The sequence below is a fragment of the Chloroflexota bacterium genome, assembly GCA_026389585.1.
In the GTDB taxonomy this organism is placed as follows: domain Bacteria; phylum Chloroflexota; class Dehalococcoidia; order UBA2247; family RBG-13-53-26; genus JAPLHP01.
Genome location: JAPLHP010000051.1, coordinates 1 through 23,109, shown reverse-complemented (window position 1 = coordinate 23,109; position 23,109 = coordinate 1). Strand labels below are relative to the sequence as shown.

General features: G+C 53.6%; 27 protein-coding genes and 1 pseudogene. 17 read left to right on the top strand and 11 right to left on the bottom strand.

From position 1 onward, the window contains the following. Positions 1 to 329: 329 nt before the first annotated feature. The 8 genes from NTZ04_04215 (at position 330) to NTZ04_04180 (ending at position 7,559) form a co-directional block, all read left to right on the top strand. Complete coding sequence (locus NTZ04_04215; GenBank protein ID MCX5991521.1) at positions 330 to 1,502, top strand: hypothetical protein; 1,173 nt, start codon at positions 330 to 332, stop codon at positions 1,500 to 1,502. Positions 1,503 to 1,708: 206 nt separating this feature from the next. Then, entirely contained in the window at positions 1,709 to 2,041 is a 333-nt protein-coding gene (locus NTZ04_04210; GenBank protein ID MCX5991520.1) for a hypothetical protein, read from the top strand. Positions 2,042 to 2,121: 80 nt separating this feature from the next. Then, entirely contained in the window at positions 2,122 to 2,463 is a 342-nt protein-coding gene (locus NTZ04_04205; protein ID MCX5991519.1) for a hypothetical protein, read from the top strand. Positions 2,464 to 2,873: 410 nt separating this feature from the next. Next, positions 2,874 to 3,761 carry a hypothetical protein gene (locus NTZ04_04200; GenBank protein MCX5991518.1) on the top strand — a complete coding sequence of 296 codons (888 nt, stop codon included), beginning with the start codon at positions 2,874 to 2,876 and terminating at the stop codon, positions 3,759 to 3,761. Between the two features lie 150 nt (positions 3,762 to 3,911). Then, positions 3,912 to 4,181 (top strand): hypothetical protein, encoded by a 270-nt coding sequence (locus NTZ04_04195; GenBank protein MCX5991517.1) that lies wholly within the window; start codon positions 3,912 to 3,914, stop codon positions 4,179 to 4,181. 465 nt (positions 4,182 to 4,646) lie between these two features. After that, entirely contained in the window at positions 4,647 to 5,870 is a 1,224-nt protein-coding gene (locus NTZ04_04190; GenBank protein MCX5991516.1) for an IS701 family transposase, read from the top strand. A 195-nt stretch (positions 5,871 to 6,065) separates the two neighbouring features. Then, positions 6,066 to 7,400 (top strand): NAD(P)/FAD-dependent oxidoreductase, encoded by a 1,335-nt coding sequence (locus NTZ04_04185; GenBank protein MCX5991515.1) that lies wholly within the window; start codon positions 6,066 to 6,068, stop codon positions 7,398 to 7,400. Positions 7,401 to 7,409: 9 nt separating this feature from the next. After that, complete coding sequence (locus tag NTZ04_04180) at positions 7,410 to 7,559, top strand: hypothetical protein (GenBank protein MCX5991514.1); 150 nt, start codon at positions 7,410 to 7,412, stop codon at positions 7,557 to 7,559. 11 nt (positions 7,560 to 7,570) lie between these two features. On the opposite strand, the pseudogene NTZ04_04175 reads toward NTZ04_04180, so the two are convergent. Then, positions 7,571 to 7,843: pseudogene (locus NTZ04_04175) on the bottom strand (hypothetical protein). 465 nt (positions 7,844 to 8,308) lie between these two features. On the opposite strand from NTZ04_04175, the gene NTZ04_04170 reads away from it, so the two are divergent. From NTZ04_04170 to NTZ04_04150, 5 genes are all read left to right on the top strand, one after another. Then, entirely contained in the window at positions 8,309 to 9,223 is a 915-nt protein-coding gene (locus NTZ04_04170; protein ID MCX5991513.1) for a PAC2 family protein, read from the top strand. Further along, entirely contained in the window at positions 9,207 to 10,031 is an 825-nt protein-coding gene (locus NTZ04_04165) for a PAC2 family protein (protein MCX5991512.1), read from the top strand. The genes NTZ04_04170 and NTZ04_04165 overlap by 17 nt, the downstream gene beginning before the upstream one ends. 18 nt (positions 10,032 to 10,049) lie before the next feature. Continuing rightward, the gene (locus NTZ04_04160; protein ID MCX5991511.1) at positions 10,050 to 10,433 is read left to right on the top strand and encodes a hypothetical protein; all 384 of its coding nucleotides are present in this window, start codon (positions 10,050 to 10,052) and stop codon (positions 10,431 to 10,433) included. A 234-nt stretch (positions 10,434 to 10,667) separates the two neighbouring features. Then, positions 10,668 to 11,045 carry a hypothetical protein gene (locus NTZ04_04155; protein ID MCX5991510.1) on the top strand — a complete coding sequence of 126 codons (378 nt, stop codon included), beginning with the start codon at positions 10,668 to 10,670 and terminating at the stop codon, positions 11,043 to 11,045. A gap of 189 nt (positions 11,046 to 11,234) precedes the next feature. Beyond that, positions 11,235 to 11,576 (top strand): hypothetical protein, encoded by a 342-nt coding sequence (locus NTZ04_04150; GenBank protein ID MCX5991509.1) that lies wholly within the window; start codon positions 11,235 to 11,237, stop codon positions 11,574 to 11,576. A gap of 192 nt (positions 11,577 to 11,768) precedes the next feature. Here NTZ04_04150 and NTZ04_04145 read toward each other — a convergent pair whose 3' ends face one another. The 3 genes from NTZ04_04145 to NTZ04_04135 form a co-directional block, all read right to left on the bottom strand. Then, positions 11,769 to 12,425, bottom strand: a complete 657-nt coding sequence (locus NTZ04_04145; GenBank protein ID MCX5991508.1) for an NAD-dependent deacetylase — start codon at positions 12,423 to 12,425, stop codon at positions 11,769 to 11,771. A gap of 29 nt (positions 12,426 to 12,454) precedes the next feature. Then, positions 12,455 to 13,270, bottom strand: coding sequence for an NAD-dependent deacylase (locus NTZ04_04140; protein MCX5991507.1), 816 nt, complete (start codon positions 13,268 to 13,270; stop codon positions 12,455 to 12,457). 86 nt (positions 13,271 to 13,356) lie between these two features. Next, positions 13,357 to 13,797: a hypothetical protein gene (locus NTZ04_04135; protein ID MCX5991506.1), complete on the bottom strand. Its 441-nt coding sequence runs from the start codon at positions 13,795 to 13,797 to the stop codon at positions 13,357 to 13,359. Between the two features lie 692 nt (positions 13,798 to 14,489). Between NTZ04_04135 and NTZ04_04130 the strand changes: the two genes are divergently transcribed. After that, the gene (locus tag NTZ04_04130; protein MCX5991505.1) at positions 14,490 to 14,642 is read left to right on the top strand and encodes a hypothetical protein; all 153 of its coding nucleotides are present in this window, start codon (positions 14,490 to 14,492) and stop codon (positions 14,640 to 14,642) included. A gap of 2 nt (positions 14,643 to 14,644) precedes the next feature. Here NTZ04_04130 and NTZ04_04125 read toward each other — a convergent pair whose 3' ends face one another. The 5 genes from NTZ04_04125 to NTZ04_04105 all read right to left on the bottom strand — a co-directional run bounded on the left by NTZ04_04125 (position 14,645) and on the right by NTZ04_04105 (position 18,574). Then, a complete protein-coding gene (locus tag NTZ04_04125; protein MCX5991504.1) occupies positions 14,645 to 15,097 on the bottom strand; it encodes an ABC transporter permease subunit in 453 nt (150 codons plus the stop codon). Then, on the bottom strand, positions 15,098 to 16,042 hold the full coding sequence (locus tag NTZ04_04120; GenBank protein MCX5991503.1) for an ABC transporter ATP-binding protein: 945 nt from the start codon (positions 16,040 to 16,042) through the stop codon (positions 15,098 to 15,100). A gap of 57 nt (positions 16,043 to 16,099) precedes the next feature. Further along, positions 16,100 to 16,885: an ABC transporter permease gene (locus NTZ04_04115; GenBank protein MCX5991502.1), complete on the bottom strand. Its 786-nt coding sequence runs from the start codon at positions 16,883 to 16,885 to the stop codon at positions 16,100 to 16,102. Continuing rightward, the gene (locus NTZ04_04110; GenBank protein MCX5991501.1) at positions 16,882 to 17,907 is read right to left on the bottom strand and encodes an ATP-binding cassette domain-containing protein; all 1,026 of its coding nucleotides are present in this window, start codon (positions 17,905 to 17,907) and stop codon (positions 16,882 to 16,884) included. Before NTZ04_04110 ends, NTZ04_04115 begins: the two co-directional genes overlap by 4 nt. Positions 17,908 to 18,064: 157 nt before the next feature. Next, positions 18,065 to 18,574: a PadR family transcriptional regulator gene (locus NTZ04_04105; GenBank protein MCX5991500.1), complete on the bottom strand. Its 510-nt coding sequence runs from the start codon at positions 18,572 to 18,574 to the stop codon at positions 18,065 to 18,067. A gap of 258 nt (positions 18,575 to 18,832) precedes the next feature. On the opposite strand from NTZ04_04105, the gene NTZ04_04100 reads away from it, so the two are divergent. The 3 genes from NTZ04_04100 (at position 18,833) to NTZ04_04090 (ending at position 21,319) form a co-directional block, all read left to right on the top strand. Continuing rightward, positions 18,833 to 19,276: an SRPBCC domain-containing protein gene (locus NTZ04_04100; protein MCX5991499.1), complete on the top strand. Its 444-nt coding sequence runs from the start codon at positions 18,833 to 18,835 to the stop codon at positions 19,274 to 19,276. A 95-nt stretch (positions 19,277 to 19,371) separates the two neighbouring features. Continuing rightward, positions 19,372 to 20,199, top strand: a complete 828-nt coding sequence (locus NTZ04_04095; protein ID MCX5991498.1) for a hypothetical protein — start codon at positions 19,372 to 19,374, stop codon at positions 20,197 to 20,199. Next, entirely contained in the window at positions 20,144 to 21,319 is a 1,176-nt protein-coding gene (locus NTZ04_04090; GenBank protein ID MCX5991497.1) for a radical SAM protein, read from the top strand. Before NTZ04_04095 ends, NTZ04_04090 begins: the two co-directional genes overlap by 56 nt. A gap of 36 nt (positions 21,320 to 21,355) precedes the next feature. Here NTZ04_04090 and NTZ04_04085 read toward each other — a convergent pair whose 3' ends face one another. Together NTZ04_04085 and NTZ04_04080 are read right to left on the bottom strand one after the other, a co-directional pair. Next, complete coding sequence (locus NTZ04_04085) at positions 21,356 to 22,051, bottom strand: hypothetical protein (GenBank protein MCX5991496.1); 696 nt, start codon at positions 22,049 to 22,051, stop codon at positions 21,356 to 21,358. Between the two features lie 255 nt (positions 22,052 to 22,306). Beyond that, the gene (locus tag NTZ04_04080; protein ID MCX5991495.1) at positions 22,307 to 22,642 is read right to left on the bottom strand and encodes an MEDS domain-containing protein; all 336 of its coding nucleotides are present in this window, start codon (positions 22,640 to 22,642) and stop codon (positions 22,307 to 22,309) included. Positions 22,643 to 23,109 lie beyond the last annotated feature (467 nt).

Below are 23,109 nucleotides of genomic sequence, written 5' to 3'. Positions count from 1 at the left end.
AGATCATGCTCCCCGCTTAGCTGACGGATATAGCGGGCCCAGAGCACTTACTTCCCAAGCAAGTGCTCACCGGCTCGAATCTCGTCACCCTCTCAAGCTTACGTGAAGACTGCTGATCTCTAACTTTTCGCTTTGCTCTGCTCATGCGTAATATCCTATCTTTTGAAATCCTCATCGTAAAGGTTTCCAAAGTAAGCTCACTTCGAAAATGCTTTGTGACCGTGTTTGCAGGCGTTCGAAATCTTAGAATTAGTCAATATTGGATTGTTTGAAATATTAGTTTCAAATCGACAGGAATCGATTAATTCTATAATTCTTCGGCATTTTTTGTGAAAACACAGAACCACATGGTCAAACAGATCGTCGTTCTTGACATTATCCTCCACTCCACTGTACGATTCGGGCAGCTATTGCAGCAAAACACAAGGGAGTGTCACGTCGCTCAGCACCACACTTCCGTAAAGTTAGCAGTATTTGGTAAGTACGAACACAAAATGGACAAGGCAGAATCGGCCCTACAACTGTCAGAAGAAGTCCTCACCGGAATTGAAACTGAGAGTATAAACACCTCGACTGTAGCACTTCGCTGTCTGCGCCTGGCACGTCTGATTTCTGATACAGCCGCAATCGAGTGGTTTCAATATGAGACCACTGGCTATCCACAAACTCCTGACAAGCGTGCCGAGAACCACGCATTTACAGTGGCCTGTGCTCATGGTAGAGAGCTCATTTCCACCGCTGACGGGGAACAGCAGATTTTCCCAGAACTTTCAATTGAACTAGAGGCAAACATTCAGACCCTCCAAAATGCTGTGGGCACAATGACTACTCAAGGCGTATCGGTCACTGGGGATTCTTCACTTTCTGCCATGAGGGAACTCATGCTGAATGTCGTTACCTATACCGAAGCTTCCCGCAAAGCCATCCAGAAAGCTCAACGTCTCTTGGCAATTCTTCGTGGTAAGTACTACGACTATGCCCTATCAATAAACCTAGAGCTGAAATTCTCGCAGCGGGCAGAGGAGATATTCCGTTCTTATCGCCTGTCGGTGGACAAGCTTTTGGCAAAACTAGCACCGGAGTCTCTCAAGAAGCTTGATGCAGTTTATGAGCGACTATCGTCAACGCATCCAGAGAGTTGGGTACAAGCGGTCACATCATGCCGACGGGTTGTGCAGGAGGTATCCGATGCTCTTTTTACAGGTTCTAAGGAAGGTACATATGAAACAAAATCTGGAAAGGTCTTAGATATCTCTGGCGACCATTATCTTAATCGGCTATTTGCAAGCGTTGACATTCTTTCATCATCGAGTACTTCCAGGCGACTAGTTGGTTCAAATGTGCTGTATGTAGTGGATCTGATAGACAATCTCCACAATGTTCTGAATCGTGGAATCCACGACCTTGATGACAAGCTCACGTATGAGGAAGCACGAGCTGCAATTCTGCATACCTACATGCTCCTGGGTGATGTGGCAACAGTTGCGCTCGGCGAGAAGTGAAGACTAAAGGCTGGCTTCCCTTGTCAATCCAGGGCCACCTCGTAGAACTGCAGACTGTAGCGCTTTGCAGTCGCAACCCTGTATTCCTGCTTATATGTTCATGCGGAAAGTCATTTCATGAATATTAGCTTGAAGTAACCTGACTTATGATCTAAAATCGGATAGAACCAAGTACATTATCTTTGGGCAAATGGGGGATGTTTGATATGGGATGCCCGATTTGTAGCGGTGAGCAGATCCCGAGTGATGCGAGTGTTGTCGAAGAGCGAGGTAATCGCGTTGTCGTACAAGGAAGAGTGTACGCCATCATACCAGCGAATTACACCTATTCACCTTTCAAGAGTTATGCCACTGTATCCTTCTACCCACGCAGAGGAAAAGTGAAGTACCTCAAATTCAAGACAGAGGAAGAACTTAGAAGATGGCCGTTCGAGGAGAACAAGAGCTTCATTGTTCATGGTTGCTTACACATTGCAGATGGGAAGGAGTTGGTTTTTGACATTCGGAAAGTGGAACCGACTGGCAGCGAAACCGAATAGTTACAGCTGAGCTAAGCGGACGGCAGGAGTGCCAGCCGTGAGTGAGATTCCTTCAGAAGTAGAGAACAAGGAGGTGAACTATGACTGACATGACACCAGAAGAGAAAGCCCAATGGTTCAAGGAACACGGAGAGGAGTGGCTAAAGGGGAAAGTAGCACATTATGACACATACCGCCGTGCAGTTGCTGACATAGAGCATGCGATCAACGCTGGCAAGGCAAATACTTGGACTGTTGAAAACATTAAGACCATTATCCAAGACCTACGACGGGATGAGGCTAAAGAGGCTAAGACTTATGAAAGATACCGTCGTGTAGTTACTGACATAGAGCATGAGATCAACGCTGGCAAGCAACCGACTGGAACTGTTAAAAACGTTAGAAATATTATCTATGACCTACGACAGGATGAGGCTAAATAGGCCAAGACTTAAGTTTGTAGGGATACCAGGGGAAAAAACGAGCTGAGCGGACACCTGGAGAGGCAGCCTTGAACCGACAGTCAAGGGGCAGGCTTAGCTCTGCTCTGAGCATTGAAAGCAGTCCTTTTACCTCACCTACCGTCGCCTTGCAGAACTTCCGGATGTAAGTATACGCTTGACGCTCAGCTAGTCCTCTTCGCTCTCCAGCATGACTCTCAGCCGAGATAGCTCATCAGTAGCTCTATCAACCTCAGCATTAACACCTTTGACGAGATGCACACCCAGCTTGAATGGCATGAATACTATGAGTCTCCCATCCTCGACAGGTGACCTACAGAGATGCGAGCAAGCAACGGTATAGTGATATGGTTGGTGGACTATTCTCCAAGCTCTATCTAGAATCAGAACATATGGGTCACGGTATACCCCAAACCAAATCCAACAAACCAGCCTTAGCAAGTTACTACCTGCCTGACGTGAAGCCATTGATACATTGTGGAGCCTGCCTCACTGTCGTCTTAGAGAAGTCGCAAGAGGCAAGAGGCATTTACGCTCAGTTAGTGGAAAGCTACGCGCTTCCAGACATAAAAGCCGCCTTCAAAAAACTCGAATGTGAACTGCCACCTCATAAGGTAATGACCATGTGGAAAGAGAACGTGGAGGATCTGAGAATCAGGCAATCCGAGAACAAAGAAGAACCGAGGTTACTGGTTCCGGATACTGCTTTCCTTGGCGGTTTCAACGACAAAGCGTCTGGATACTCGTATGTGTTCCAAGAATGGTTCAACCTGGACAGGGAGCAAATACTCAGCCCGGACTTCAGACAGTGGTATGAATTGATTAATACCCTTATCAGGGTCGGTTTCAACAGGAAATCGGATCGAGATGCGGCCACCTATAAGGTAACGGGAGAGAAGTCTCAATTGTTATTCTTTGTCATCCACATGAGGGCATTTGCCGAATACGGAAGAGTTGGAGTCGTGAACGACGACAAAGTGAAGGCCATCATGATAGATGGAGCAATCTATGATCTGACAACGTTACTGGGGGATAGACCAACGACCCGAAGACATCGGCTCCGAACCGAAAGTTACAGGCAAGCGGGCTACAGGCTGCTACACCATCACAAGGTGGAGAGAAGTGCGATGTGGTGGTATCAATCCAGGGTTGTGTATTCAGGGCCTGAAGACTTCTGGTGGCACGAGTGGAGCGAGGAATCAGACCTGTGGGACTGGCCAAACTTGAGCAATGCCATAAAGCCATGTGATGAGGCCCTCGGGTATCCCAGAGGAACCTAGCCAAACGCAGCCTTGAACTGAAGAATAAGTGGGAAGTAAAGCCACTCTGCAAGGGGTGGCTTTTTCGTTTGCATCGAGAGTACACATAGCCACGCAAGCTGGAGCGTACAAAAAACGTATAACGCACTATCCAGGTGATAGTGCAACGATATGCCCATGGATGGGCGCAAGAATCCACCAGAAATAAGGTTCAGCCTCGAATCCCGTCAGACTACCCCGGGGCAACTGGAAGCGGGTAAAAGACTGTTTGGCAAGCTCACGGCGAGAGCCCGCGCCAGCCTGAACGCCGACACAAGTGATCCGAACTATTCCCCTGGTATGACCGATGGCAAATCATTGAATAATCCCTCTTTTCATTCTTTGTCCTCATTAACAGCAAATATATCAAGAAAAGGGGAGGGGGAACGCCCCGAAGCTTGAAACAAAGGAGGAACATTCCTTGTTTAACCAAAGAAGAACCAACGACCCCAGCATGTGCGCCAGGTGCAGAGAAATACGACAATGCCACTCGATGGTGGCTATGCCCCGAGCAACATACGTTTGGATGTGTGCTGAATGTATAGCCATAACCAAGGGAATATATGCATCACAAGACCCGTTGAGAGACGCCCAAGACCCCGACAGGACACTAACGCTAGTAGACGCCATTGTGCGACTACATGGAGGCGTAATCACGCAGACAACGCTTGACGGTAAGCTATTTAAGGGCAGACCATGATCTCAGAAGCACTACTCTATGGCGATGATGAGGAGATACCCGAGGAACTACAGGAAGAATACAGAAAGAGCTTAATACAAGAACCAGCACCAGAACAGATCACCCAACTAGTACTATTACGTTAAGTACTCTTGAGAAAGACCTGGCGTTGAGCATATACTATGGTCATGAACAAAACACGTGCTCAACGCGAACGACTGAAGGGTTTTCTGGACAGCATGTTGGTGTCCCTGGGCCGCTCGGAGCGTCGTCGGTGGGGTGGTGTCTATGTGCGGGGACTGCTAGCGACAGGTGGACGCAAGGCAACGGCGAGCATGGCCGCCCATGTGTCGGACGGCAACGTGCAAGCGATGCAGCAGTTTATCGGTCAGAGTCCGTGGCCCTGGGATCCCCTGCGGAAAGGGCTGGCTCATCGGTTGATAGAAACGCTGCATCCGGTGGCGGCATGGGTGGTAGACGATACCGGGTTTCCGAAGAAAGGGAGCCACTCGGTGGGGGTGGCACGCCAGTACTCCGGGACGCTGGGCAAGATTGGCAACTGTCAGGTGGCAGTGAGCCTGCACTACGCTACCGACGATGCGGCGGTGCCACTGGACTTTGCCCTTTATCTGCCCGAAGAGTGGCTGGAAGAAGAGCGTCGCCAGAAGGCGGGCATCCCGCAGGATGTGACTTTTCAGCCCAAGTGGGCACTGGCTTTGGCGTTGATCGATCGAGCTCTGTCATGGGAGGTACCCAAAGGCGTGGTCAGCGCCGACGCGGGCTATGGCAACACCACGGAGTTTCGGACGGGCCTGGCTGAACGCAAGTTGCTCTTCGTGGTGGGAATCCAGAACACAACCACGGTTTGGGTCGATTCGAGCAATCTGGTGACTCCGTCCCGGGTATGCCGTAGCCGGCCGCGGCGTAAACCTTTGGAGGTGGGTGCTTCGATGAGCGTGGCTGAGGTGGGTCAGAGCTGGCCTCAAGAACGCTGGCAACGTGTCACCTGGCGCGAGGGCACCAGGGGACCCATGACCAGTCGTTTCGCCGCCACACGCGTCTTGCCCAGCCATAGCTACCACCATGGCGGCCCCAAAGAGGAAACCCTCTGGCTGTTAGCGGAGTGGCCTGAGGAGGAGACAGCTCCCACGAAGTTCTGGCTGGCCAACCTCCCGGGAGACACCAGTCTCCTGAGCCTGGTGCGCTTGGCCAAGATACGCTGGTGGATCGAGCAGGGCTACCAGCAGCTCAAAGATGAACTGGGTCTGGACCATTATGAGGGGCGCTTCTGGCAGGGATGGCATCACCATGTCACCATGACCATGATGGCCTTTGGTTTCTTGACTCTGGAGAATCTGTACATTAAAAAAAACTTCTGGACAGCGCTGGTCGCTGCCGAGAGTGCGCCGTGAACTCCAGTGCATGCTCGCCCGCTGGACAGGAATTTGTCCCTTCTGTGGCTTGGTCACAAAACGGCGCATGGACTCATCTTACCTTAACGTAGTAGTACTACTCGAGGCCAAACTTACGCCTCTCTAAATAGAATGCTACAATACGTCAGCCATTTCAAGAATGAGAGGGCACTCCTACGCATTAAGAGTTATCTCATGATAGCAAAGCAGGTCATCATCATTGGCGGGGGGGCCAGCGGCATGATAGCCGCCGGACGGGCGGCCGAGCTTGGTGCTAGCGTCCTTCTGCTAGAGAAGACGGAGCGCCCTGGCAACAAACTCCGCCTCAGCGGCAAGACCCGCTGCAACCTGACCAACGCCAGGGAACTGGATGACTTCATCCCGATGTATGGCCCCAACGGACGGTTTCTTTACCCTGCGTTTGGCCATTTCTTCCGCCATGACCTGCTGGCGCTCCTGGGCCGCTATGGCGTGGAGACTGAAACCGAACCGGATGGGCGGATTTTCCCCGCCTCCGGCGATGCCAGCGATGTTGTCAGAGCCCTGGAGCAGTACATATCCAATGGCAATGTCCGAACACTGGCCCGCGCCCCGGTGGCCTCCATACGGGTTGAAAAGGGGAAGATAGTCAGCGTCCGGACAGAGCAGGAGGAGCATCGCGCGGCCGCCGTGGTCCTGGCCGCTGGAGGCGCTTCCTATCCCGAGACCGGCTCCAGCGGTGATAGCTATCGCCTGGCGGCTGCCATCGGCCATACCATCGTCAAATTGCGTCCCGCTCTGGTTCCTCTTATTGTCGGTGAGGCAGAACTGGCCAAGAGCATGCAGGGAGTCAGCCTGCACCATGTACGCCTCACTGCCTATCAGTGCCCCGCCGATGAGATCAATCCGTCTCTGACCCCAACCAGGGATTATGGACGTGGCATAGCTGGCAAGAAACCGCCGCCCCCCATCATCGAAAGCCGCACTGGCGAGGTGATGATGGCCCACTTCGGCATCAGCGGGCCGATAACCCTGCTGATGAGCCTGGCTGTCGTCGATGCGCTGGAGCATGGCCCTGTCAGTATCTCCATCGATCTCTTCCCGACCTTCGATGAGGAACAACTGCGCCAGCGGCTGCAGCGTGACTTCGACCGCTACGGAAGGCGTACCTACCGCCACATCCTCGACGGGCTGCTGCCCCACAAGATGGTTGATCCCTTTATCCGGCTGACTGGCATCCCGCCCGACAGGCTGGGGCACCAGATAAAAGCCGAGGAGCGCGAGCGGCTGTTGCGCCTGCTCAAGTCGCTCTGCTTCAACATCAAGGGCCCGCTGTCCATGGCCGTCGCCACGGTCACCGCCGGCGGTGTCTCCCTCAAGGAGATCGATCCTCAGACCATGGCCTCCCGCCTGGTGAATGGCCTTTACCTCTGCGGCGAGGTGCTGGATCTGGACGCCGACACCGGCGGCTACAACCTCCAGGCCGCCTGCTCCACAGGCTATGTCGCCGGAGAGAACGCCGCCATCAGAGCGATCGGCAGGGCAGGGTAACTGAAAACTATGGCTAGAGGCATATTCACCGATAAAGAACATCGGCCGACGATGGACGAGATATTCGCCGCAATCGGCCCCAGCAGACCTCTGTGGGAAGTCCTGGCCCGGTTTGTCGTTTCTCAGGTTAATTTTCCACCCCCGGTGCACGTTCTATAGTATCACACTGTTACCTGATCAATGACGTCCTGTGAGCTGATGCGACGGCTAACCACCATGTCCAGACGTTCCCTGGTGTATTCATCGAGTATGGACAGTATGTGAAATGGCCTCCCATCAGATGTCCTTGATGCTGCCAGATCATAGCTCCACACGTGATCCTTGTACTCTGGTCTGAGTCTGACACAGGACCCATCATTCAGCCAGAGGCGTCCCCGCTTTGGTTGTTTCTGAGACACCCGCTCTCCCCCGTCTCCACCAGAAACACGACTGAGCCTGTGGATGAGAACAATGACATATTGCAGTAGGAACGACATGTGCCGATTGCCATTTCGAGCGGAGCGAAAGAATCTCATCGCGTATTGAGAGCTCATAGCTCATGGGTGACTGGATTCCCGCTCCCCGTTTTCACGGGGACAAGCTTCGCTGGAATGACATTTGCCTCCCATACTGAGATTGCTTCGTCGCCCTTCCTAAGAAGGGCTCCTCGCAAAGACACTATAGCATGTGCCTCGCAACGACATAGAGATACCCACGGGCAGAGGTCGTGGATTCGCTGGATTCCCGTTTGCACGGGAATGACATGAGGGAGCGGGAATGGCATATAGCCGCAGGGATGACACCACCAAGGGCCACCGATGGATTACGTCATAAGGCCCCACGGATTAAGGTTATGAAGCACTGTCTTTGCCAGAAGCCAAAACAAGGATATACTCTTAAAGAGAGACCACTTGAAAGAGAGGTAAGAGTTGGGAATCAGACTCTGGAAAGAGCCAGTGCTGGAGAAACCGGATATGGTGGCCTGCTGGCCCGGGATCGGGAATATCGGCGCCCTTGCCGTTGACACCCTGAGAACCCAGATCGGCGTGGAGGAATTAGGAGACATAGAGCCCTGGGACTTTTTCTACCCCAGGAAGGTCATCATCAAGGCCGGTGTGATTACCGATATGGAGTTCCCTGGCGGCAGGTTCTACTACAAGAAGGGCGAAGGCAGGGATTTGATCATCTTTGTTGCAGAGGAACAGCCCACCGATGGGGGCAGAATGTATGCCGAGGGGAGAAAGGCTTATGAGATGGGTGGTCTGGTCCTGGATGTGGCGGAAAGGTTCGGCTGCCGCAGGGTCTATACCTCAGGCGCAGCCGTGGCTCTGACCCACCATGCAGTCAGACCAAGGGTCTGGGCAGTGACCACCACAGAGTCTCTGATCCAGGACCTGAAGAGTTGTGAGAATACCGTCCTCATGAGCGAGATCGAGGGCATCAGAGGCGGCGGCAGCATTACCGGCATGAACGGGCTCCTGCTGGGAATGGCCGGGAGGAGGGGTTTTGAGGCTGTCTGTTTGATGGGCGAGATACCGGATTATCTCTCCGGGATTCCCTTCCCCTACCCCAGAGCCTCGAGGTCGGTGCTGGAAGTCCTCACCCGTTTCCTGGGGCTCGGGATCAATTATGAGTCCCTTGACAGGATGACGGCCCAGGTCGATGGTTTTATAGAAAGCATCTGCGAGAGCCTGCCACCGCCGATGAAGGAGAGGATCGGGCAGAGGAGGATTGCCAGGCAGGTCAGGCCGGAGGCGATAACCGAAGAGGATGCGAAGTGGATCAAAGAACACGTGGACGAACTCTTCAAGAAGGGAGATACCGGTGGTGAAAGACCCTCTTAAATTCTCCCGGCGTCCGGATCTGCCGTCTTCCTCGCTGGTGGTTGCCTGGAGCGAAGATGTGGGCCAACTGGGGCCGAAGGTGGTGGCCTACTTGAAGAGGAAACTGGGATGCGAGAGCTTTTGTGAGATTGAACCCGTAGAGTTCTTCCCCCTGGGGGGCGTTGCCATCGAGGATAGCCTGGTGCAGTTCCCGGAGAGCCGTTTCTACGCCTCTCCCCAGCATAAACTGGTACTCTTCGAGAGCAACTCACCCGCCTTGGAGTGGTACCGATTCCTGAATCTTATGCTGGATGTCGCCGAGCACTATTGCCACGTGAGGGAGCTTCATGCCATCGGGGGGATGGTGGCCGTCAGTGCTCACACCACGCCACGGGAGCTGGTGGCTAATTTCAATTCATCAGAGACGAAAGAGGCCCTGACCCCATTCCAGCTTCTCGGAGAGTTCGACTATGAAACACCCCTGGGCCAGCGGCCTACGTTGAATTCCTTTCTCCTGTGGGCAGCCAAGCGGAGGAACATCCCCGCGGTCAGCCTATGGGTGCCTATCCCCTTCTATCTCGCCGGTATCGATGATACCAAGTCCAAGAAGAAGGTACTGGAATTCATCGACCAGAGATTGGAGCTGGGAATCGACTTCAGTGACCTCGACGGGGAGATCAGGAGTCAGAACGGAAAACTGGCAGAAGCGCGGAACAACGTTCCCTACATTGAGGAATCCATGGCCAAACTGGAGAGCAACCAGAGCCTCTCTGAGGAGGAGAGTCTGAGGCTGGTCAATGGAATGGACGAATTCTTGAGGGGGAAATAGAGGATAAAAGGAGGCTACTTGTTAACTATAACCGAGCGTGCAGCACAGGAATTTAAGGCCATTCTGGCAGCCAAGGCCACCGATCCCTCACATGTCCTGCGGATCGATACCGAGAACGATGGCTTCTCATTATGGCTGGGCCCCAAGGTAAAGGGAGACTCCCTCATGGGGAGCGAGGAGACCATTATCCTGCGCGTATCTCCTGATCTGAAGAGGCTCCTGGCGAAAGCCCGCGTGATCATAGACTGCCAGGACACCCCTGATGGGCCGCGTCTGATTGTGTACCACGAGGATGACCCTCCGCCGCCCGTGTCACCAGTCAAGAAGCCCCTCCGCCGCTCCAGCAGCCGCCCTCCCGCAAAGAAACCCGCAAAGAAACGGCGGACGCCCCCGAAATACTGACCCCAACCTCCATTGTCACGAGAATGACAACCGGTGTAGAGGGCGGTTCTCGAACCACCCTCTGCGGCTCTATTCATTATTGCCACTCGCTCAACTTGACACCGCGCAGCCAGGGGAATTAACATAACCACATTATTTGATATGGTAAATAGGGGTTTGCTTCCCTTGCAGTGGTTGAGCCCGGGCTCTTGCGCCGTGAGTTAAGCGAATCACCTGGCAGGGAAAGGAGCTTGAATGCTAACGGTAACGGAGCGTGCGGGGCAAGAGCTGAAGGGGATTCTGTCAGCCCATGCCACCGATCCCAAACATGTCTTGAGGATTGAGGCTAATGCCCAGGGGTTCAACCTGTGGATCGGTGAAGTGGTGAAAGGGGATGCTGTAGTGGGAAGCCAGGAAACTGCTGTCCTGCATGTAGCTCCCGAGTTGGGCCAGACACTGGAACGCATGAGCGTGGTCATAGATATGGTTGATACCAATGAGGGGCCGCATCTGGTCATCAACAGAGGAGATGAGGGCTGCCCGTCCGAATGTGACTGTGGCAGCGAATGCCAGGCACCCCAGAGCGATTGCGGCAGCAACTGTGGCAGCAATTGCCGGGCCCACGTGGAATAGACTTCCTCTTTTTCAGCGGACTGCGGAGCAAGAACAGCACGTTTACATGCCAGGTTCACCTGTTGCCGTAATTCCTTCTTCTGTTGGCAGGGGGCACCGGGGCGTATTGCAGACAGCGCAGATCTCTTCAGGCCGGAACCTTTGAATCTGTAAATCAGACGGCTGGAAACAACAGACGGGGGGTGCCGTATGAGCGAAGAAAGGTTTCTCTGGAACAAAGACCGCACGGAGATGGTGAGAGTGGGGGCCATCAAGCAGATCACCATCACCGAGATCGGGGGCGGCGCCTATGCCACGGCGCCTGCGGAGCGCGCACCGAAGAAGCCGGCTGTAGAGAAAGAGAAGGCGAACTGGGTAGTCAGGGCCCACCTTCTTCAGAGCCCGGATACATGTGTCATGGGCCTTTTTGACACTGTGGATGAAGCCCGGCAATTTGCAGAAGGGTTGCAGCGGTATGCGGAGGGGAGAGACAAGGATGCACTGCCGCTTCCGCAGGGCGTTGGACCGAAGCGCGTCAGGCCTCTCTTTTGACAGAACCACCCCATTCTTAATCCGTCAGTGGAAGCCTCTCGTCATTGCGATCACTCACAAAGGCAAGGGGAGCAATCTCCCCACGCCACAGTAATACTGCCCTTGGGATTGCTTCAGCACTGTGGGCTTCGCAAAGATGCTGTGATCCTTGTGCCCTGCAAAGACACTGAAAGGTGAAGTTGGCCGCTCTTCTCAGGGTACCTGCATGAGTTCCTTCAACCGGGCCGCGGCTGCCGGCAATACCTCCCCAATCCCCTCCTCGAAACGGAGATGCGCACTTCGGTCCAGCGGCGTCTCACCCTGGTTAATAATCACCAGCCGGGCCCCCGACTTCAGGGCAACTCCGGGCATATCCGCAGCCGGCGTCACCACCAGGCTCGAGCCGACAACAAGAAAAACGTCGGCCTTTCGTGATTGCCCGTAAGCATCGGCCAGATCCCTTTGAGGCAACGACTGGCCGAAATTGACCACGCTGGAGAGCATAGTGCCGCCACAGATCGGGCAGGGGAGATGATCACCGAAGTTGTCCATCAGGAATTCGCAGCCGCTGCACCGCAGCTTGGTAACGTTGCCATGGAGCTCTGCCAGCAAGTCAGGATTTATCCCCGATCTCAGGTGAAGGTTGTCCACATTCTGGGAGATGAGGAAGGCCAGTTTGCCCAGTCTCTGGAGCTCTACGATAGCCATGTGGCCGGCGTTTGGTTGCACTGAGGAGAAATCCATGGTCTTCGCCGGAAGTCCCCTGGCCTGGCGGGTCCAGATGCCATCCGGGCCGCAGAAGTCAGCCAGGCCAGACTCGGTGCTGATGCCGGCGCCTGTGAATACTACCAGATGTTTTGCCCCAAACATCCAGTCCGCCAGGGTATTGATACGCTTGCCTAAGTCCGATACTTTTTCACCTCATCCACTATCCTGGGCAGGATCTCTCCGGTTTTCCCCTGGATGAGGTAATCGGAGACCTTCTCATGAGTCAAGGGGGTGGCCTCGCCATTCACTTCAATAATGGTCACTCCGGGGTTCCCGCCCGCCCTCTTTTCCCGGGCTACCCTCGGCAACTGTGCAAAAGGATAGACCACCGCCGAGGTCCCGCAGATCAGCATCAGATCGCACTTCCAGGCAACCTCCAGACTTTCGTGGGCCACATCGGAAGGGATTGGTTCTCCGAAATAGACTCCGTCATGTTTCAGAATGCCTTTGCACTTCTTACATCGAGGGGGCAACTGGTTGTCCCTCTTCAGCTTTTCCAGATCATACTCGTTCCGGCCATACCTCGAACCACAGGACATGCATCTCAGCTTGGTGAGGCCACCATGGTACTCGATGACCTTCTGGCTGCCTGCCTTCTGGTGAAGGCCGTCCACATTCTGGGTAATCACCATCTTCAGAACACCCGCCTTTTCCAGTTCAGACAGAGCACGATGGCCCCGGTTCGGCAAGGCATTCCCAATCTCATCGAACAGGCTGAAGAAACTGCCTGGTGTCAGCATCTGCTCCCAGTGCCCCTTTGGGTCCAGCAGCAGCTTGTCATAGGCCTCGTAGGCCTGCATTTCTGCCTCGGGGTGCCTGGTCCAGATCCCCTCCGGACCCCGGAAATCATGAATTCCGGATTCAGTGGAAATCCCGGCGCCGGTCAAAGCAACAGCGTATTTTGCATTGACCAGGTCTTTGGCTGCTCTTCCAATCAGTTCTTCCATGATCACCTGCCTCCATGATTGCGTGCTATCGTAGCCAATGAAAGCAGCTATTTGAGCGCCACAGCACTGCGGGATGCCCGGCGCGCTCAGCCCTCCTCGATGGTGAGTTCTTCGGAAGCTACGCGTCTCAACTCATAATCCAGATAGGGATGATCCACCAGGTTCTGAAGTGCTTCACTGGCTTCCCGATCGCCCTTCCCGGCCATTCTACCAAGCAACCGGATAGCATCTTTACGGTGCTCCTCGGATTCCGCAGGAAAGTAATCCGCCGTAATCATTTCGTAGATTTCTTTTGCCTTCTCCACCTCTGGTCCCTCCTGGCGGGTAAGTTCTTCAGAAGCTATGCGCCTCAACTCATAATCCAGATAAGGATGATCAGTCAGGCTCTGAAGCGCTTCGCTGGCTTCCCGATCACCCCTCCTGGCCATTCTACCAAGCAACCGGATAACATCTCTGCGGTGCTCCTCTGACTCCGCAGGAAAGTAGTCCGCCGTAATCGTCTCATAAAGCTCTTTTGCCCTCCCCATGTCTGACTCCTTTCGCCATCTCATGGACTATGGACAAAACATCCACTCCAGCCGTTATGGCAGCTCGATTCATCACCTGTCAAATCTGACTGGCTGCTCCACTCCGGCATAAACCAACACCCTGGAGCATTATACTATAAACCATTAACAGGGCCTGACTGCAACAGCACCTGATCCCCGAGACAGCAGCCCGGATAATACATCCTACTCGACATATATGCCTTGAGACCATATCAGCTATTATAACTAATAATTCGGCATCTTGAAAGCGATAGTGCAGTGAACCGGAGCAGCATGCTCAATTATGTACCCCATGATTTCTCCTGGGAACTCCGGCCTGAAGGCTCTGTCCCCGATAGAGAACGTTGTTCCAGGGCACGGCTACAGGTTGCCTGTTGACAGATTAGCAATACCCTGGAGCAGCCGGATCTTCACAATCTTTGTATCCAGGTACTATTGTGCAAACACGTCAGATCGAGCAGACGATACGTGGTTACTCCTCGCTCTTCCTGTTTGCCAGCAACATGCCGATCATAAAGGCTATGACGGCATAGCCCACCATCACCGCTATTCCCACCCCGAAAGCAGGGTTATATTGTGTTATGTTGTTCATATGCTCTCCTGGCCCTCTCCCACCGAAGCTGGTTGAGACACCTAACACATCAGTGATCAGACCCGCCGAGTAAGTAACGATGAACCAGGGCTCGTTGTTCGTAACCGTCAAGATCATAGACAGAACCGGCAATACCATGATGAGAGACAGAAAGCCAACAATTGTGGCAGGCATGGAGCGCTTCAGAAGGCTGCTGAAGAGGAACACTACGCCCACCGCGCTGGCAGAGTAGATCTAGTCCGTGAGGAAGGATTTCCCCAGTTCCGTCGGAATCTCTCCCCATCCATAGTGTTGCCCGATCTGCAGCGTCATGGTGAGGTAGTACAGCAGAACCACCAGGAAGGTAGACATCAAGGCAGCGATGTACTTACCGGCAAAGATCGAGAGCCGACTTTGCGGAGTTGAGAACAGGAGCAGGCTCGTCTTCTTTTCAAACTCACCGCATACCGCATCCCCGGCAAACATGGCCGCCGAGATGACTATCAGCAGGTTGGCAAAGGACAGGGCGTTGGCAGCAAACACAGGCGCGGTGTCCGGGATCTTTATATAGAAGAGCAGAGGCACAATAACCGCCAGTGCTGCCATGATGAGAAGCCTTCTGTGCTTCAGGTGTTTCACCAGTTCAAACCTGACCGACAGGGAAGTGTCGAAGACATCGTTCTTTATGTTCTCTCCGCGTGTTGCCATCTAATTGCCACCCTTCTCGTCACTCATGACGGAGACATAGTAGTCTTCCAGTCCTGTGCCCTCTACACGGTAAGACACCACATCAAGATTCAAGGACACCAGACGTCTCAGTATTTGAACGCTTGACTCCGGTTTCCCATCGTAGCGCAGTTGCGCGGTGTTGTCTTTCACCTCTACGCTTTTTATCAGTTCTATTGTCCTCAGTTTCTCCGTTTCTTCAGGGGACAGCGGCCTGAGAAACTTCACATCCACCACCGCATGTCCCGTCATGCGGCCGATGCCTTCTATGGAATCCGTGGAGACAACTTTGCCCTTGTTCAGGAAGACCACCGTATTGCAGACTTCAGCGACCTCTCCCAGGAGATGGGAGCTGAGGAAAACGGTCATGCCCTGGCTGCGGAATTGCCGTATCAGCTCTCTTATCTCCCTGATCCCTTCCGGGTCCAACCCGAGGACCGGCTCGTCGAGGATCAAGATGTCCGGTTTGTGCAGTATGGCTTTGGCTATGGTGAGCCTTCGCAGCATGCCCGTGCTGAAAGGCCCTATCTTCTTGTGTTCCCAGTCTGACAGTTTGACCAGCCCCAGGGTCTCCTTGATTCTGCGATCTATATCCACGCGGCTCATTCTGTAGACCCTGCCGAAGTAGGTCAGCATCTCGTGAGGGGTGAGGTAGTCATACACCCCGGGCACTTCGATCAGTGCTCCGATAGTCCGAAGGGCCTCTCTTGGATTTGCTGTGACGTCAATACCGTTCACATAAGCATGTCCTGAGGTAGGCTTGATCAGGCCGGTCAGTATCTTGATAGTGGTGGTCTTTCCGGCGCCGTTGGGACCAACATACCCAACGACTTCCCCCTTTTTTATCTGCAGAGAAATCCCGTCCAGGGCTTTGAAGGCTTTGCCATAAGTCTTGGCTAGACTCTCCGTTCGAATTGCATATTCCACTAGTTAGTCTCCTTCATGGCAATCGAGCCTTGAGTAAGCTCCGGTTGCTGCAAGTCTTCACTCCGCCTTGGTACGGAACATGAGGGTGCCGAAGACAACCATCACGACAGCGAAGGCACAAAGCACTACCAGCGACTTCCACAGATCAGACCACACGTATCCGTGCAGCACCAGATCGCGGACGCCGACTATAGCGTAGTCCACCGGATTATAATGCCTGACATCATTCAACCACGGCGGCAGACCCTGGGGAGGCATCATCATAGTAGACATGAACATCAGCGGCATGGTAAAGAGATTGACCACCGCCATGACTGTCTCTTGCCTTCTGAGAAGCAACGCCAGACCATTGGAGAAGGCGGCGAATCCCATACCGAGCAATGCCACGAGCAGAAACACGAACAGCATCCCAGGCAGGCCGGTTTTTACATGCACGCCCATAATAGCGGCGACGACAAAGACGACGAGCGCTTGAACGATTCCCACCACCACGGTGGCGGTGACACGGCCGGTTATGATGGAGACCCGGTTGACCGGCGTGGCCAGCATCTTGGCCATTATGCCTGCATCTATGTCCATCAGTGTGCCAAAGCCGGCAAAGGCCGAGCCAAACAGCACGGTCATGACTATCACGGCGGGCGCGAAACCCTGAAGGTAGCTGACGCCAGGACCCCATACACTAATACCACCGACACCGCCACCAAGTTTTGTGAATATCTGACTAAAGAGCACCAGCCACAGTATCGGCTGGAACAGGGTCATGAATATGAAGACAGGCATGCGGATCCGTGCTCTGAGATCACGCAGTACTATTTGCCAGGTATCAGACAAAGCATTCATCATTGGTTTCGCCTCCTGTTAGCCTGCCGTCGCATCTGTACAAAGCTGGTACGCGTGCCTTCCTGGGCCCGTATGGTGCTGCCGGTGTATTTCAGAAAGACGTCGTCCAGTGACGGCCGCGCCATGGATATCGTCTTCACCTCGATGTTCTGGCTGCCAAGGATCTGCATTATGCTGGGTATGGCTGATCCGCCGTCTTTCACATAGACCGCCAGTTCTCCGTCACTCGGCTTCGTCTCCATAACGAATGGCTTGCCCGACAGAGCCGTCTCAGCACGCTTGATGAACGCCTTGCGTTCCTCATCCTTCTCCATAGGTGGAGTGAGTGTCACCACATCGCCACCTATGGACTTCTTCAGTTCATCGGAAGTTCCGGTAGTCATTATCTTGCCCAGGTCTATTATGGCGATGCGGTCAGCCAGGCGGTCCGCCTCCTCCATGTAGTGCGTGGTCAGGAATATGGCCACGCCCATGCTCTTGGCCAGTTTATTGATGTAGTCCCAGAGGTGAGCCCTGGTCTGGGGGTCGAGCCCCGTTGTGGGCTCATCCAGGAAGATCACCTGAGGCTGGTGGATCAGGCCCATAGCCAGATCGAGCCGCTTGCGCATGCCTCCGGAGTAAGAGGAGACCATCTTGTCTTCATAGCCAACCAAATCGACCAGCTCGAACAACTCCTTCACCCGCTCCTTGATCTTCTTACCATCCAGCCGGTAGAAATGGCCGTAAAGCGTCAGGTTCTCCCGTCCGGTGGCACGCTCATCCACTCCCACGTCCTGAGCCGCATAGCCGATGCGCTTGCGCACCTCGGTCGGATTCTTCGCCACGTCGAGGCCAGCCACTATGGCGGTCCCGGAGGTAGGCTGGATGAGCGTGTTCAGCATCTTGATGGTGGTTGTCTTGCCGGCGCCGTTTGGCCCCAGGAAGGCGAATATCTCACCGGCGCTGACTTCGAAATCAATGCCATCTACTGCTCTGACGTTGCCAGAGAAGATCTTGGTTAGGCCCTTGGCTTGAATAACACTCATACTCACTCCTTTCCTCCATCAGTGTTGTCCGGCATATTCACCGGGCATTGCCTCTGTGTCATATATCATATTGCATCTTCTCACTATATCCTCCGTGGAGACCTTTGCAAATTACACATTGTGCTACCCACCATGAACAGTCCCTCGTCTGATGCATCTATTTGCCGAGCAGGTCCTCGATCTCCTTGCGAGACCGGGCTATGACATCCCGCACCTGCTGAAACTGTTCGGGGCGGTGCAGTCTCTTGGTGCGAGCAGCGCGGACCAGCGTAACCACTAAACCATGCAATTCCTGCATTGTATCGCGCGCCTCAGGCCTGAGCAAATGTGCAAACGGCAGGCTCATAGGATCCGGAGGATCCGGAATGTCTTCGACAGCTTCCTGGTTCTCCGCCAGGTACGTCCGCCCTTCCGGGGTGATCTCATAGATTCTCTTGCTGCCCTCCGGCCTTGAAGCGACATAGCCCATCTCCTCCAGCATCTGAAGAGTGGGGTACACGGACCCCGGGCTTGCAGCGTACAGGCCGCCGCCCTTGGCTTCCATGTCCTTCATTATTTCATAGCCGTGTTTGGGCTTGTCTTTCAACAGATCCAGAATGATGAACTTTATAGCTCCGCGTGCCAGGAAAGGTGGATGAAACTCACCGAAAGAAAACTTACGCCACATTCCCTCACCTCCAGCCACAGTCTATCGGGCGATATATCACGATATATCGCCATCTATCATATATAGCTGTCGACACTTTGTCAAGCGTCTCCCGTTGTAGTATTCTCCAATAGGCTTGGGGATGAATGGCTAAGGTTTGTAATGGCCTGCCGCCTCCACAGCCTGGAGGTAGCCCGACTCGTCATCTGCCATACAAGCTCAGCCATTTCCGGTTCAGGTCGTTGTCACCAAAATCGAGACGGGCAAAAGGAGGTCTGAATGAAGTTAGTGCGCAGTGAAATCGAGATCAATGCTCCGGCGCAGAAGATTTGGAATATCATTATCGACTTTGAGCACTACCCCGAGTGGAACACTTTCACTCCCAGGTTAGGGGCCAAGAGAATAGTGGTTGGCGAAGAGTTTACCCTCGACTGCCAGATGACGGAGAAGCAGCTTCTGAAAGACGAGCACGAGGCCTTCCTGGTCTACGAACCCGAAAAGTACAAGATAAGCTGGGGAACGTCAAGAACCAGGGGAAGGCCGGGAATCAAGAGCTTCCGCTGGCAGATCTGCGAGCCCCTGGACGATCGCCGCACCCATTTCATCAATTACGAGGAGTTCCATGGCGTGCTGACACCGGTGGTCAATCTGCTTTACAGCAAGAAACTGCAACGCGCCTACGACCGCTACTGCCAGGAGTTGAAGAAACGCGCCGAGTCATAGCGTTTTCTTCCCTGATTGGCCGCTTTTGAAACAACACCCTTCCGCGGCAGCGGGAGGAGGAGGCAGCCTGTGCAGATCATGAACCGGGACCGATCATGAGGATACTGAACGGCCAGACCGAGGGCAGGATACAGGACAAAATCGTGAACAGTATCCTGAGCGGAGATTACGATTCCGCGATCGGAAGCATTTCTGACATCCTGGATGAGCTCTACCGCAGCATTCCTGACAGCAAGCGCATTTCTTATGGAAGGGTCTATACCATCAAGTTGCTCAGCGAATACCTCTATGATCGGCTTGTTGAGTTGGATGCAGCAGTATACGAAATCGCCTCCAGGATACTCGAAGGGAGCGAAGACTTCAGATGCAAAGGCGTTGGCCTGGGAATGTTGTCCTTCTATGGACTGAGAGACTACGGAAAGGTGCTCGCCCGCTTCGAGTCCGCCGCAGCCTCTGAACACTGGGACGTACTGGAGCTGGCCCAGATGTTCTTTAGGAAGCTGATCCGGAAGCACCCCCGGGAAATGAAGGTGTACCTGCTGCAGCTAGTAAAGTCAGAAGACCCCAACGTACGGCGATTTGTCAGCGAGACGCTGCGGCCCGTAAAAGAGAACGCGTGGTTTTACAGGAATCCGGAGTATCCGTTGTCCATCCTGAGGAACATGTTCAAGGAAAGCTCCCCGTACCCGCGTACCTCCGTCGGCAACAACCTGAGCGATATGGCCAGGCGGCTGCCCGATCTTGTCTACGACCTGGTCCAGGAACTGGTCGAAAGCGGGGACAGGAACTCCTACTGGATAGCCTGCAGAGCCTGCCGGAATCTGGTGAAAAAGGAACCGCTCAGGGTGATGAACCTGTTGAAAGTGGATGAGTATAAATACAAGGAGCGGGTTTACAGAAGAAGTGACTATCAGGGAGATTGAAGCCAAATCGATATTGCGCAAGCACAAGAAGATTGACTCCTGGTTCATATCGCGCTATGGAATGAACCTGTACAGCGGGTGCAGCCACAACTGCGTCTATTGCGATGGGCGTTCAGAGGGCTACTACACCTACGGAGAGTTTGGACAGGACATTACTGTGAAGGTGAACGCCATTGATATCCTGCGCCGGGAGTTGGACCCGGCGAGGAAACGTATTCCTCTGAAGCGCAGCTTCATCATAGTGGGTGGCGGCGTTGGTGACAGCTACCAGCCCATCGAAAAGAAATACCAATTGACTCGAAGGGCCCTCGAACTGGTCTATCAATATGGTTTTCCCGTGCACATGCTCACTAAATCCACCCTTATCATGAGGGACACCAATATTCTGAAGGCAATCAATGAGCGCACCAGAGCGATTGTTAGCTTCAGTTTCTCCTCGGTGGATGATACCATCAGCGCTGTCTTCGAACCCGGTGTGCCATCTCCGAGCGAAAGACTGCAGGCGCTGGCTTACTTCAAGAGCCAGGGAATCGCCTGCGGCATGTTTCTGCTTCCTGTTATTCCTTTCGTAACTGATACAGCAGGGCTGATGGAGGAGGCCCTGAGGAAAGCGAGTGAAGCGGGCGTGGACTTCGTCATCTTCGGAGGGATGACGCTGAAAGAAGGCAAGCAGAGAGATTACTTCATGGCCGCGCTCAAGAAGTATCGTGCCCAGCTTGACGGGGGATATCAGAGGACATATCCGGGCAACAGGTGGGGAGAACCGTCTGCGGAATACTTGGGCTCGCTCAATATGGCCTTCAACGCCATTGCCAAAAAGTACGGTTTACCCATCCGTATGCCCCAGGCCCTTTACGGGGAAATCTTGAGCAAAGACGACCTGGTGATAGTCATACTGGAACACATCGACTATCTGCTGAAGATAGAAGGAAGGAAATCCCCCTTCGGCTACGCCGCCTACTCCATCTCACAGCTGAAAGAGCCTTTATCGGATCTGAGAGGAGAGTTGCACCGGATCAAGGGGGTAGGCGGGGCAACACAGGCCATCATACTGGAGATACTGAAAAAGGGGCGTTCCTCCTATTACGAGCAGTTGTTAGCACAACGCAGGGAGAAATAATCCTCTCCCAGAATTCAGGCGTTCTGCCTCCAGCCACTACGCAGCAGTTTTCTTGGGTCTTCGCGCTGCAAAACAGACCATGATAATCCCTGCCACCAGGACTACCACGCCCGCAATCAGAAGCCCCACACCGGCTCGAAATACCCAGGGTACCTTCACCCCAACCGCCCCATCCACGTTAATGCCGGCAGACCCATCTTCATTCATTACCACCAGCACCCAGTTCCCTGATTGGGGTTCCCATTCCAGAGTCCGGGTACCGGTGCCATGTACAGATGTTGCCCAGTCTTGAGAAGCAGGGGCTGCAGGCACAGCAGTGCCTTCGTGTGTGTCATATTTAACATCGACACCAAAGTCATCAGCATGCCACTGTACAATCTCATCGTATTCCACGCCTCTGAGGTATTGGTCTACATCGGACTCCTCGACTATGCCGATGAAGATCCCCTTGGAGGCATCCCGGTTCGAGCCTTCCATTTTGAAGGTCACCGGGTTGCCGGGGCTGCAGCGCCATCCCACCCCGCATTCCATACCCCAGTCTATGCGGACAGGTTCCGAAACTATGGCATAGCCATCGCTTTCGATTCTGGAAGTCTCCGTGGCAAAAAATCCCTCGTTATCGGTAAAAGTACCATTGGCCCAGACCAGGCCACCGCCGGCAACCATCATAAAGACTGCACCCACCAGGAAAATGATGCCAAAGACCAGAAGCACAACCCGCCCTGCACTCATGATCACACCTCCTTGCTTTGTGTCACCCCAAAGATTATGTGCGGCAAGGTATCAGGACAATCCTTACTCATTATAACTTATAACAACAGTGCCACTAATGATATCATTAAACCCCCCGCCGCTGATGGCCATGTCTTTGGAGAGCCTCAATCCTGTATAGATGGCTGTTTCCCTGTCTGGTCAACCCGATGACCCGCACTTGGCCAATGGATAGGAACAAAGGGACAGGATCGGGTGTCCGTTCATTGAACCGTTTTACTCTTCTTCATAAGAGACAAAGTTGTTCCAGGTCTTCTTGTCCGGCCACGCCACGTTGACGGTGACTCTGACACCATCGTAGCCCTTGGACAGAGCCTGGGTGGCTTTATGAACGCGGCCACTGAGAAGCCCCGAGAGATCAAACGAACCATCCTTGAGATACCACACACTGTAGGGAACCATCTCTATCTGTCCCTTGCCCTGATACAGCCGATAGAAATCGGGCACCAGGATATCGACCAGGTCTTCTCTGGTATGGTAGAACTGGCAGAAGTGGGTGCCCCAGGCAACATCACCCACAGCACCAATACCCGATTTTCTGAGCCCTATCATAATTTCCCCACCCCGGATTCTCCTGGCATCTCTAGCTTAAGCTTAGCATATCTGATAAGCAATATATAATATACGCCTAACACATAATCGATGTATTATAGCACTGTTTTGCGATTAAGAAAAGACCCAGGTATGGCTAGTGCCTGGTTGCAGAAATAGGCGTTATCTGACCGCATCACACCACCCCGAGATTGCTTCGTCGTCCTTCTGCGGAAGGACTTCTCGCAATGACAACAGCGTTGACTTAGGAGACAGCCTCCGGGGACCTGGCACTCATGGAACTTGGCGAATCGGCAGATAATGACCTGACGCGGCACTAGTCTAGTGTTTCATAAACTGCTTTACAACGAGCGAGCTTGTCAAGAATGGCTTTGGCGGAGGCTTTCCACACCAACGGTTTAGGGTCGGCATTGGATATTGTCAGGTACTCCTTAATGGCATGGATCAACTCTGGCACACTTCCGAAG

Coding starts and splice junctions, on each gene's coding strand:
- NTZ04_04210 (MCX5991520.1), top strand. CDS start 1,709: ATGGGATGCCCGATTTGTAGCGGTGAGCAGATCCCGAGTGATGCGAGT.
- NTZ04_04205 (MCX5991519.1), top strand. CDS start 2,122: ATGACTGACATGACACCAGAAGAGAAAGCCCAATGGTTCAAGGAACAC.
- NTZ04_04200 (MCX5991518.1), top strand. CDS start 2,874: ATGGGTCACGGTATACCCCAAACCAAATCCAACAAACCAGCCTTAGCA.
- NTZ04_04195 (MCX5991517.1), top strand. CDS start 3,912: ATGCCCATGGATGGGCGCAAGAATCCACCAGAAATAAGGTTCAGCCTC.
- NTZ04_04190 (MCX5991516.1), top strand. CDS start 4,647: ATGAACAAAACACGTGCTCAACGCGAACGACTGAAGGGTTTTCTGGAC.
- NTZ04_04185 (MCX5991515.1), top strand. CDS start 6,066: ATGATAGCAAAGCAGGTCATCATCATTGGCGGGGGGGCCAGCGGCATG.
- NTZ04_04180 (MCX5991514.1), top strand. CDS start 7,410: ATGGCTAGAGGCATATTCACCGATAAAGAACATCGGCCGACGATGGAC.
- NTZ04_04155 (MCX5991510.1), top strand. CDS start 10,668: ATGCTAACGGTAACGGAGCGTGCGGGGCAAGAGCTGAAGGGGATTCTG.
- NTZ04_04150 (MCX5991509.1), top strand. CDS start 11,235: ATGAGCGAAGAAAGGTTTCTCTGGAACAAAGACCGCACGGAGATGGTG.
- NTZ04_04145 (MCX5991508.1), bottom strand. CDS start 12,425: ATGTTTGGGGCAAAACATCTGGTAGTATTCACAGGCGCCGGCATCAGC.
- NTZ04_04140 (MCX5991507.1), bottom strand. CDS start 13,270: ATGGAAGAACTGATTGGAAGAGCAGCCAAAGACCTGGTCAATGCAAAA.
- NTZ04_04135 (MCX5991506.1), bottom strand. CDS start 13,797: ATGGGGAGGGCAAAAGAGCTTTATGAGACGATTACGGCGGACTACTTT.
- NTZ04_04130 (MCX5991505.1), top strand. CDS start 14,490: ATGAACCAGGGCTCGTTGTTCGTAACCGTCAAGATCATAGACAGAACC.
- NTZ04_04125 (MCX5991504.1), bottom strand. CDS start 15,097: ATGGCAACACGCGGAGAGAACATAAAGAACGATGTCTTCGACACTTCC.
- NTZ04_04115 (MCX5991502.1), bottom strand. CDS start 16,885: ATGATGAATGCTTTGTCTGATACCTGGCAAATAGTACTGCGTGATCTC.
- NTZ04_04110 (MCX5991501.1), bottom strand. CDS start 17,907: ATGAGTGTTATTCAAGCCAAGGGCCTAACCAAGATCTTCTCTGGCAAC.
- NTZ04_04105 (MCX5991500.1), bottom strand. CDS start 18,574: ATGTGGCGTAAGTTTTCTTTCGGTGAGTTTCATCCACCTTTCCTGGCA.
- NTZ04_04100 (MCX5991499.1), top strand. CDS start 18,833: ATGAAGTTAGTGCGCAGTGAAATCGAGATCAATGCTCCGGCGCAGAAG.
- NTZ04_04095 (MCX5991498.1), top strand. CDS start 19,372: ATGAGGATACTGAACGGCCAGACCGAGGGCAGGATACAGGACAAAATC.
- NTZ04_04090 (MCX5991497.1), top strand. CDS start 20,144: ATGAGTATAAATACAAGGAGCGGGTTTACAGAAGAAGTGACTATCAGG.
- NTZ04_04085 (MCX5991496.1), bottom strand. CDS start 22,051: ATGAGTGCAGGGCGGGTTGTGCTTCTGGTCTTTGGCATCATTTTCCTG.
- NTZ04_04080 (MCX5991495.1), bottom strand. CDS start 22,642: ATGATAGGGCTCAGAAAATCGGGTATTGGTGCTGTGGGTGATGTTGCC.